This is a genomic window from Streptomyces sp. NPDC060198 (assembly GCF_042728415.1).
Lineage (GTDB): Bacteria > Actinomycetota > Actinomycetes > Streptomycetales > Streptomycetaceae > Streptomyces.
In genome coordinates, this window is the sequence record NZ_JBHWZJ010000246.1 from 1 (window position 1) to 10,789 (window position 10,789).

6 protein-coding genes and 1 tRNA gene are annotated in these 10,789 nt (G+C 70.7%); 4 read left to right on the forward strand and 3 right to left on the reverse strand.

The genetic code is table 11. The features are described 5' to 3' along the window. Nucleotides 1–223 precede the first annotated feature (223 nt). Entirely contained in the window at nt 224–1,531 is a 1,308-nt protein-coding gene (locus ACFWEP_RS24780) for a PP2C family protein-serine/threonine phosphatase (RefSeq protein ID WP_387373000.1), read from the forward strand. 66 nt (nt 1,532–1,597) lie between these two features. Here the strand turns inward: ACFWEP_RS24780 and ACFWEP_RS24785 are convergent, their stop codons facing one another. Then, nucleotides 1,598–2,764, reverse strand: coding sequence for an ROK family protein (locus tag ACFWEP_RS24785; protein ID WP_387373002.1), 1,167 nt, complete (start codon nt 2,762–2,764; stop codon nt 1,598–1,600). Between the two features lie 513 nt (nt 2,765–3,277). On the opposite strand from ACFWEP_RS24785, the gene ACFWEP_RS24790 reads away from it, so the two are divergent. Further along, nucleotides 3,278–6,553: a glycoside hydrolase family 3 C-terminal domain-containing protein gene (locus ACFWEP_RS24790; protein ID WP_387373004.1), complete on the forward strand. Its 3,276-nt coding sequence runs from the start codon at nt 3,278–3,280 to the stop codon at nt 6,551–6,553. A gap of 191 nt (nt 6,554–6,744) precedes the next feature. Here the strand turns inward: ACFWEP_RS24790 and ACFWEP_RS24795 are convergent. Next, nucleotides 6,745–6,817: transfer RNA gene (locus tag ACFWEP_RS24795), tRNA-Ala, on the reverse strand. Nucleotides 6,818–6,978: 161 nt separating this feature from the next. On the opposite strand from ACFWEP_RS24795, the gene ACFWEP_RS24800 reads away from it, so the two are divergent. Then, nucleotides 6,979–7,527, forward strand: coding sequence for a DNA-binding protein (locus tag ACFWEP_RS24800; RefSeq protein ID WP_387373006.1), 549 nt, complete (start codon nt 6,979–6,981; stop codon nt 7,525–7,527). Between the two features lie 199 nt (nt 7,528–7,726). After that, entirely contained in the window at nt 7,727–9,109 is a 1,383-nt protein-coding gene (locus tag ACFWEP_RS24805) for a serine/threonine protein kinase (protein WP_387373009.1), read from the forward strand. Nucleotides 9,110–9,186: 77 nt separating this feature from the next. On the opposite strand, the gene ACFWEP_RS24810 is transcribed toward ACFWEP_RS24805, so the two are convergent. Continuing rightward, nucleotides 9,187–10,545 (reverse strand): hypothetical protein, encoded by a 1,359-nt coding sequence (locus ACFWEP_RS24810; RefSeq protein WP_387373010.1) that lies wholly within the window; start codon nt 10,543–10,545, stop codon nt 9,187–9,189. Nucleotides 10,546–10,789 lie beyond the last annotated feature (244 nt).

Consider the following 10,789-nt stretch of genomic DNA (forward strand, 5'->3'; position numbering starts at 1 on the left):
ACAGCAGAGTCGTCCGACGCCCCTCTGTCGTATCCGGGATCCGTCTCGGGGATCCGTCTCGGGGATCCGTCTCGGGAATGCCTCCCCGCTCCGCCCGGAGTGTGCGGCCGGCACTGCTGACGAGCCGCCCGAACGCGCGGATGCGTGGCGTCCCGGACCGTGATTCGCTGGCCAGGTGCCCTCCCGCTCTTCTCCGCACGCTTCCCCGCCGGGGTCCGATCCGGTGCCCGTTCCCCATGGAAGCGGGCTCTTCCGTCGGCAGCCTCGGCTGGACAAGGCGCTGCTGGTGATCCTCGGCCGGCCCCGCCGCCGGCTCGGCTGGCTGCTGCCGCTCGCGCTGCTCCTGGTCGTCTGCTTCGCCGACTGGAACACCTCGGGCGACTTCCGGGTGCTGTCCTGGCTCGTGGTGGTCCCGGTCGTGGCCGCCGCTCTCTGCCCGGTGGGCACCACCGCGCTGTTCGCGGTCGCCGCGGTGGTCGCGTACCGCGTGATCGACCAGGCGTGGGAGCACGGGTACCGCGCGGGACTGCCCGACTTCATCCTCGTCTCCATGGGCGGGCTGCTCGCCATCGCGGCCTCCTGGCTGCGCCGCCGGGGGGAACGCCGTGCGCTCTCCGTCCGGAACGTCGCGGACACCACGCGGGCAACCGTGATCCGACCGCTCCCGCCCAGCTGGGGCGGGCTGCTCCACGCGCACATCTACCTGCCCGCCGACGCGGAAGCCCGGCTCGGCGGCGACTTCTACGACATCCAGCCGAGCCCCTGGGGAACCCGCGCGCTGCTGGGAGACGTACAGGGCAAGGGTCTCGGAGCCGTGGCGGTGGCCGCCAACCTCTTGGGCACCTTCCGCGAGGCCGGCTTCCACCAGCCGGAACTGCGGGTGGTGGCCGAGCGCATGGAGATCAGGATGGAACGCAACCGGCTGTACGAGCAGGCGATGGGCTACAAGGACGGCGACCGGTTCGCCACCGCCGTACTGCTGGACTTCCCGCCGCCAGGTTCGGCCGACGGATACGTCGACGTCATCAACTTCGGACACGATCCGCCCTTCGCGGTCAGCGCGCGCGGGGTACGCCGGCTGGACGCGGGCAGCAGCAGGCTCCCCCTCGGCCTCAACGAACTGGTCCCGTTGTCGGACCGGTCCGCGGGGCCGCACCGGGTGCGCATCGCGGAGGACGAGACGCTGCTGCTCACCACGGACGGGGTGACCGAGGCCCGTGACCGGGCGGGCGACTTCTTCCCGCTGGCCGAGGCGCTGGAGGCGGCCGTGGCGCAGGACCCGCATCTCGCCGAATCGCCGTACCGACTGGTCAGGGCGGTACGGGACAGGATGCTGCGGCACGTCTACGGGCGGCTCCAGGACGACACCACGATCTTCGCCGTCCGGCTCGCGTCTCTGTCCTCGGAACCGGCCGAGCCGATGCTGTCGTTCACCCGCTGGTCCGAGACGTCCGCAACCGCCGCCCTGCCGGGCCGCCAGGACTCCGCCGCCCTGCCCGGCCGCGAAGACCCGGCCGAACCGTCCCGCTGACGCGCCCCGCCGGACAGCGCCCCACCGCGGTGCGCGGCACACGCGCTGAAGGCTGGTACGCGCGGCTCAGCGCGGTACGAGCGTCGTCGCGAGCCGGAGCGCGCCCAGCAGCTCGGCGCGGGTGCCGAGCCCGGCGGGGAGGATGTCCAGCCCGGCCGCTATGGCCGGCTGGGCATGCCGGCGGACCGCCGTGGCGACGCCTTCGACGAACGCCCCGGTGGAGGAGGTACCCAGCTCCCCGCCCACGATCAGGGCCGAGGGGTTGAGGAGGTTGCAGAACGAGGCGAGGACACCGCCGAGCGTCCGGCCGGCACCGTCCAGAATGCGCTCGGTGACGGGGTCGTCCACCTGAGGGAGAAGGCGCGGACCGGACACCACTCCGGGGTGGGTGTGGGCGATCTGCGCCGCGAGGGCGGAGACGGACACCACGGTCTCCAGGCAGCCCCGGTTGCCGCAGCGGCACATCTCGGTGTGTCCCGGCAGCTGGGTGTGCCCGATCTCGCCCGCGTACCCCAGCGCCCCTCGGTAGGGCGCTCCGCCGACGACGATCCCCGCCCCGATGCCGTGCGAGACCTTGACGTAGAGGAAGTCGGTGTAGCAGCGGCCGACGCCGAGGTGCAGTTCTCCGTACGCCCCGAGAAGGGCGTCGTTCTCCGCGTGCACGGGTACGCCGAGGCGCTGTTCCAGCTCCTTGCGGGGAGCGAGGCCCACCCAGCTCGACAGGATGGTGGGGGAGCGGACGAGCCCCGACGCTGTGTCGAGCGGGCCGGGCACTCCGGCGACGACGGCACCGAGCCGGTCGACCCCGAACGATCCACGCAGTCCGTCGAGCAGACCCGCCGCACGGTCGATGGCCTCGACGGCCCGCATGTCGACGTCGAGTTCCACCCGTTCTTCGGCGACGGGGCGGCCGAGGGAGTCGCCCAGGGCCACGTTGATGTGGTTGTGGCCGAAGTCGATGGCCGCCACGGGAGCGCCCCCGTCCCGGGGGACGACGCGGAGCACCGCTGCGGGCCGGCCGCTGCCGGAGCCCGGTCCGCCCCCCTCGGCCTGTGTCTCGGTGACGCGTTCGTCGGCGAGCAGCCGGGCCACGGCGTGGTTGACGGTGCTCCGGGAGAGCCCGCTGAGTTCGACGATCCGCGCGCGGGTCAGTTGGCCCGCCGACTGGATGTGCCGGAAGACGTCCTCGCGAGTCCGGTCGCGGGGCGAGGAGCCTGCTGACGTCTGGGGCATGCGCAGATCCTAAGGTCATGCCGCCCGTACGCGGCGGGTGTGCGACGGCTCCCGTTCACCCTCAAGTGCCGTCGTCCGTAACCCGATAGCCCTCCACGGAAGTCCGTGGAAGTCGTCCGGTGGCTCTGTTTCCGACAACCTGTGAACCGAGTTCGCGAGCCATGACTCCGCTCGGAGCGCCCCGACGACCTCGTTCCTCCGGCGCCTCCGGAACCGGTTCCGAGCCCTGTCCTCTCTCAACAACCCTTCTGACGTGCCCTTATAGCAGACAGTCCGTCCAGAGTCACGGTGTCTGACCTGCGGGAAACCCCCAACCCTCATTCGACCAATCAAAGGCCGAAAACCTCGCGAGACTCATCATGTTTTTGCCATTGACCACAGAAAAGGTCGCTCTTAAGGTCAGCTCAGCTCACGCCGAGCGGACGATCCTTCCGCAGACCTCCGGGCTGGAGGTTTGCCCGTCCGGCATGAACCTCCTATCTGGACATTGCGGTTGAGAGAGGACTTACTGACATGAGCACTTCACGTCTGCCCAGAGGTGTGCGCCGCGGCCGGGCCATCGCGATCGCCGCCGCCACCGCGGTCGTCGCCGGCATCGTCTTCACCGGAGTTCCCGCGGCCACCGCGGCCACCTCCGACCCCAACCCGGCGGCGCTGGAGCTGAAGAACGCGGCGCTGTCGCGGGAAGCCGCCACCCAGGGCATGGTCCTTCTCGAAAACCACGACCACGCGCTCCCGATCGCCAAGAAGGGCAACGTCGCGCTCTTCGGTGTCGGCGCCTACAAGACCGTCAAGGGCGGTACGGGCTCGGGCGCCGTCAACAACCGGTACACGATCTCCGCCCGTCAGGGCCTGACCGACGCCGGCTACAAGGTCACCACGAACGACGCCTACTGGTCCGCGATGACCCAGGCCTACGACACCAAGTACCCGGCGAGCGCGACGGGCAGCGTCTTCGGAACCGCAGTCGACTACTCGTCCGTCGAGCAGCCGCTGACCGCCGCCAACGTGGCGCCCTCGGCCGCCACCGACACCGCGGTCTTCGTCGTGGCGCGGAACTCCGGCGAAGGCTCCGACCGCACCTCCGGCAAGGGCGACTACCAGCTCAGCGACGTCGAGCGCGCCAACCTGAAGCTGCTCGGCCAGACGTACAAGCGCGTCGTCGTCGTGCTGAACACCGGCGGCATCGTCGACACGTCGTTCTTCCAGGAGATCAACAGCGAGGTCAAGAACGCTCCCGGCGGACAGGCGCTCGACGCGCTGCTGCTGATGAGCCAGGCCGGCCAGGAGAGCGGCGCCGCCCTCGCCGAGGTGCTCAACGGCACCGTCACCCCGTCGGGCAAGCTCACCGACACCTGGGCCTCGCAGTACTCGTACTACCCGGCGTCCGCCACGTTCGGGAAGAACGACAACGACCCGCTGACGGAGCAGTACACCGAGGGCATCTACGTCGGTTACCGCTACTTCGACTCGCTCTACAAGAAGCTCAACCCCGCCGACCCGTCGAGCGTCGTCAACTACGAGTTCGGCTACGGCCAGTCGTACACCGACTTCGACATCGAGGCGCAGCAGGTCAAGGCCGACGCCAAGACCGTGAAGGTCACCGCCAAGGTCACCAACACCGGCCGCGCCTACTCCGGCAAGGAGGTCGTCCAGGTCTACGTGTCGGCCCCGCAGACCGGGCTCGACAAGGCGTACCAGCAGCTCACCGGCTACGCGAAGACCGACAACCTCGCCCCGGGCCAGTCCCAGACGGTGACGATCAGCTTCGACACCACCTCGCTCGCCGCCTACGACGAGTCCCGCGCGGCCTATGTCCTGGACGCCGGCGACTACGTGGTGCGCGTCGGCAACTCCTCCCGGAACACGCACGTCGCGGCCCGCCTGAACCTCGCGAAGTCCGTCGTCACCGAGCAGGACCACACCGAGCTGGCCGACCAGAAGCCCGCCACCGAGCTCACCAGCTCCACGGCGGACTTCTACACCTACCCGGGTGAGAAGTCGGAGATCGCGCGGGCAGGCCGGATCAAGCTGAACCCGTCCTCGTTCCGTACGGAGAAGAAGGCGTCGCCGTACCAGCAGAACGTCTCGGTCGACTCCTCGTCCCCGTACTACGCCCTCGACGGCGACAAGATCTCTTCCACCACGGTCTACCTCGACCCGAAGCAGAAGAACTGGGAGGGCACCGGCTCGGCGTACGCCCCGAAGACCGGTGAGCAGGTCAAGCACGTGTCCACGAACACGGCGACCACCCTGTACGACGTCGCCAAGGGCAAGGCGACCATGGAGCAGTTCGTCGCCGGCCTGAGCGTCTCCCAGCTCGCCGACATCGTCGAGGGCTCCAGCGCCGCGGGCACCACGCTCACCGCCAAGGGCGCCGCCGGCTACACCACGCCGAACTACGAGAAGCTCGGCATCCCCGGCATGGCGCTGTCGGACGGCCCCGCCGGCCTCCGCCTCACGCAGCAGATCGGCACCGGCGACACGGCCACCTACCAGTTCGGCACCGCCTGGCCCGTCGGCACCCTGCTCGCCCAGAGCTGGGACCGCGACCTGGTCGCCGAGGTCGGTACGGCCGTCGGCGAGGAGATGCAGGAGTACGGCGTCCAGCTCTGGCTCGCGCCGGGCATGAACATCCACCGCGACCCGCTCAACGGCCGCAACTTCGAGTACTACTCGGAGGACCCGCTGATCTCCGGCCTGACCGCCGCGGCCACGACCGAGGGCGTCCAGTCCATCCCCGGCGTCGGCGTGACGATCAAGCACTTCGCCGAGAACTCGCAGGAGACCAACCGCACCACCAGTAACTCGGTGATCGGTGAGCGCACGCTGCGCGAGATCGAGCTCAAGGGCTTCGAGATCGCGGTCAAGGCTGCCCAGCCGATGTCGGTGATGAGTTCCTACAACAAGATCAACGGCACCTGGACGGCGAGCAACTACGACCTGCTCACCGACCTGCTGCGCGGCGAGTGGGGCTACAAGGGCACGGTCATGTCGGACTGGGGCGGCAGCCACGGCTCGCTGACCTCGATGTACGCCGGCAACGACCTCATCGAGCCCGGTGGCAACCCGGCCGAGGTCATCAACGCCATCAAGCGGGTGGCTCCGACCACCGACGTCACGGGCCTGCCCGTGTACAACAGGACCGTGACCACCACCCGCACCTCCTACACCTGGCAGTTCGGTGGGTTCACCCCGTCGGCCACCGGTGGCACGACCCTGGCCACCACGGTCGACGCCAAGACCGACCTCTCGAAGACCCCTCTGTCCGGCGAGACCGTCCGGGACGCGTACAACAACCAGGTGTTCACCCCGAACGCCAAGTACGCCTCGGTCGACGCCGCGTACAAGGCGGTCGCCGCCATGCTCGACCCGAGCGCCGCCGGCCTGTCGGCCGCCCAGAAGGCCGGCATCAGCCTCACGAACGTCCAGCACGCCACGGCCGGTGACGACACCAGCCCGGTGGTCGCCTACACCGTCGCGATCAAGGGCGACTACCCCGCCCAGGGCTACCCGCTGCGCCTCGGCGACCTCCAGCGGAGCGCGATCCGCGTCCTCACCACCGCCTCGCAGAGCTCGGCGTTCGAGGAGCTCGCCGGCCTGAACGGCGTGAAGGGCATCAAGGTCGGCCCGTACACCTCGCAGTTCAAGAACCTGGAGCCCGCGGTCACCTCGACGCTGAGCAAGGTCTCGAAGGCGTCCGGCAGCGAGCACGGCTCCGACAACAAGGGGCATGGCTCGGACAACCACGGCCACGGCTCGGACAACCACGGCCACTCGGGACACTGATCCCACGGGAGGCGCCACCGAGTCCGGTGCCGCCTCCCACCAGGCACTCCTCCGGAGCGCCCCGACCCGCTTCCCCTCGGGTCGGGGCGCTTTCGTCGTCACGGCACCCGATCGCCCTTCGACCGAGCCCGGCAGACACGGAAAAGACCCCTCCGAACTGCGTTTCCGCAGTTCGGAGGGGTCTTGATACGTGGAGCCTAGGAGATTCGAACTCCTGACATCTGCCTTGCAAAGGCAGCGCTCTACCAACTGAGCTAAGGCCCCGGACAACGAACGCCGCCGTCCACGATCCGTACGTGGGGCGCCCGTCGCAGACCAGAGTACCGGGTCCCGGCGGGTTTCCCACAAAGAGATGGGGACTCCCGGGGGACGACCACTCTCCGTAAGATGTCCGACTAGGTTCGCAGCAGCGAAGGGGAGGCGTTATGGACGCAGCGCAGCAAGAGGCAACCGCAAGAGCGAGAGAACTCCAGCGCAGTTGGTACGGGGAGCCGCTCGGTGCACTCTTCCGCCGGCTGATCGATGATCTTGGCCTGAACCAGGCCCGGCTCGCGGCCGTACTCGGGCTGTCCGCACCCATGCTCTCCCAGCTGATGAGCGGCCAGCGGGCCAAGATCGGCAACCCAGCGGTGGTCCAGCGCGTCCAGGCGCTCCAAGAGCTCGCGGTCCAGGTCGCGGACGGCAGCGTCAGCGCGGGCGAGGCCGCCGACCGGATGGACCAGGTCAAGAAGTCCCAAGGAGGATCGGTTCTGTCCACCACCGGCCAGACCACGACCACGGGCGGAGCACCTACCGTGCGCCGGGTCGTCCGCGAGATCCAGTCGCTGCTGCGGTCGGTCTCGGCGGCAGGCGACATCATCGACGCGGCCGACTCCCTCGCCCCGACCCACCCCGAACTGGCAGAGTTCCTCCGGGTGTACGGCGCGGGCCGCACCGCGGACGCCGTCGCGCACTACGAGGGACACCAGAACTAGGGTTCGGACCGGGCCGGACCGGACGGCGTCACGCCGGCCGGGCCGGACGATCCGCCGACGGGCCCGCCGGCAGCGACACCAGGACCGGCCGCAGGCCGCGCGTCGGTGCCGGGGCTCACGCGACACCTGGCACCCGGTCGCAACCGGAGTTCAGGCACCCTGCACCATCCGGCACAGGACGGGGAGCGGACACAGCGCAATGGGTGAGGTATTCGCCGGCCGGTACGAACTGGTCGATCCGATCGGACGCGGTGGTGTGGGCGCCGTCTGGCGCGCCTGGGACCACCGGCGCCGCAGGTACGTCGCGGCCAAGGTGCTCCAGCAGAGCGACGCGCACACGCTGCTGCGCTTCGTGCGCGAGCAGGCGCTGCGCATCGAGCATCCCCATGTGCTCGCGCCCGCCAGCTGGGCTGCCGACGACGACAAGGTCCTCTTCACCATGGATCTGGTCAGCGGCGGTTCCCTGGCCCATGTCATAGGCGACTACGGCGCGTTGCCGCCGCGCTTCGTCTGCCTCCTGCTCGACCAGTTGCTCTCCGGGCTGTCGACCGTGCACGCCGAAGGCGTGGTGCACCGCGACATCAAACCGGCCAACATCCTGATGGAGGCGACCGGTTCGGGGCGTCCGCACCTGCGGCTGTCGGACTTCGGCATCTCGATGCGCAAGGGTGAACCTCGGCTGACCGAGACCAACTACGTGGTGGGCACACCGGGTTACTTCGCTCCGGAACAGATGATGGGCGCCGAGCCCGACTTCCCCGCCGATCTCTTCGCGGTGGGGCTCGTCGCGCTCTACCTCCTGCACGGCCGCAAGCCGGACTCGCGGGCGATCATCGAGCACTTCGTCGCCCACGGCACCCCCGGCGCCCCGCAGGGGGTGCCGGAGCCCCTCTGGCAGGTGCTCGCCGGACTGCTCCAGCCCGACCCGCAGGCCCGTTTCCGCACCGCGACCGGTGCGCGCAAGGCGCTGGCCGCGGCCGTGGAGATGCTGCCCGAGTCCCCGGCGGAGGAGGAGCCGGTGGAGGTGTTCGACCAGATCGGTCCCCTGCCGGAAGGCTTCGGCCCCGACGGTCCGCTCAACAGCCCGTTCGGCGGCTCGCCCGGAGGGTTCCAAGGCAACCCGCCCAACTCCCCGCAGGCGGGGCCCCAGGAGCACGGTGGCGCCGCCCCGGCCCCCGGCGGCGGTCAACTCCCCCACCGGGCGGCTCCGGTGTCCCACCGGCCCGGCCTGCCGGTTCCGGCCCCCGCCCCGGCCACCCCCCTGCCGTCCATGTCGGAGACCGGCAGCTTCCATCTGGCCCCGCCACCCGACCCGTCGTCGTGGCCCGCCGCCCCCACGCCCTCCTCGGCCACCGCCGCGACGGCCCCGGGGCACCCCGGACCGACCCCGACACGCGGCTACACCGCGCCTCAGGGCCATCCGGCCGGCGCGGCACCGGCGGCACCCGCCGCTCAGTCGTCCCCCGCTGGGCCACGGACCCGTGCGGCACGGCCGGGGCCCTCCCCGAAGGTGGCCGTCCCGGTCCTGCTGGTCGCGCTGGTCTGCTTCGCCGTCGGCATCTGGGCGCTCACCCAGGCCTGAGGGCCGACCGGTTCACCCACCGGGCGCCCGGCACCGCGCGGCGGCAGCGGCACGGCGGTCGCCGGACCCGCCGGCCGCTACCAGGCCTGCGGCGGCCCTCCGTACGGCGAGGGCCGCCCGGTGGTCCCGTCGGCGGCCACCGGAGCTCCCGCCCCCTGCCTACGGCGGGCCAGCAGCGTCCAGACGCCGAGCCCCAGCACCAGCACCGTCCCCGCGCCGATCCCGCCCACACCGACCAGCCGCATGGTCGCGCTCCTCGCGGCCTGCGGCGCGTTCTGGCCGCTGCGTGCCATGTCCCGGTCGTCGTCGCTGACACCGAAGATCCCGGCGTCACCGGCGTACGGAGACGCCTGCGCGTCGTTCTTCACCTGGACCGTGAGGGTCAGCTTGATCGGACCGGCGCCGTACTCCTTCGCCACCTGGGGGCTCAGTCCGACCGACACGTAGTACCAGCCGGCGAAACGCATGCCGGAGACGCCGGTCGCCGAGGCGTAGCGATTGCTCCAGCCGACCGGGGGAAGCGGGTCGAGGGAGACGGAAGCGGGCCTTCCGGAGTACGAGAGGACCTCCCCTTCCACGTGTCCGCGCGCCGGGTTCGCCAGCGCGAGCGAGAGCGCGTTGCCGAGGAAGGTGGTCGAGGCGTTGTTGTTGCTCAGCTCGGCAGTGACGTAGAGCTGCTGCCCCCAGTCCACCGGAACCCGGTAGAAGCGGGTCTGGCCGGGCGAGACGGCGTCCTTCCACTCGCCCGGCTCCAGACCGGTCGCGTCGTTGAACCCGGTGCCGCCGGAGCGGGTGGCGCGGGGCGCCGACGTGGGCAGCGGGGCGGGCGATTCGGACGCGAACTCCGTGGGCGCGGTGGTGGGTTGGGAACCGGCTGCCTTCAACACGGGCTCGACGTCGTGGCGGATCTCCAGGTCCCACTCCTCGGGGGAGGAGGTCTCCTTGCTCTTCCGCTCGATCAGGACGTCGTACGCCCCCGCGTCCTGGCAGTACGAACTCCCCTCCTTGACGGTCCGGACCGCGTACGCGGAGATCGGGCGCGCGAACTGTGCCGAACCGACGAGGGCGTCCCCCGAACCGCAACTCGAGTCGTTGCGGTCACGGAGGGACACGGTGATCCCGTCGCCGTAGGCGACTTCGCCGTCCGCGGACCTGGGCACCGCGACCGCCGAGACGTACGCGTCCGAGGCGGCGTCCAGGTTCACCCGGTAGTAGAGCTTCTCCCCGGGCTTGATCGAACTGCGGTAGACCGAACCGGCTTCCAGCACCGACGCGTCGGCGTTAGCCACCTTCCCGGTCACCTGCTTCGCGCCCGGGTCGAAGGCGTACGGGGCCGGATCGGCCGCGTACGCGGGCCCGGACAGGGCCAGTACCGCACACATCGCGGCGACGGCCGCCGACGCCGTCCGGACGCCCCTGCCGATCTGCCTCTTCACGCGCTCCCCCTCGTCGTCCCGGCGACCGCCCGGCACCCCGGCCGTCCCTGCACGCATCTCGCGGCGACGCCACCGGAGCGCTCGCCACTGCGGCGGCCTCGATGCGCGTCCATCCTGCCCCCCAGGCCCCTCCGCTGTCTGCGACCACGGCGGATCAGTGCCGTTTCCGGACGAGGGGCCGCCGGGGGCGGGAGACCGGCGAGGAAGCGCCGGGAACCGGCCCCGGACAGCACGAAGCCCCGGC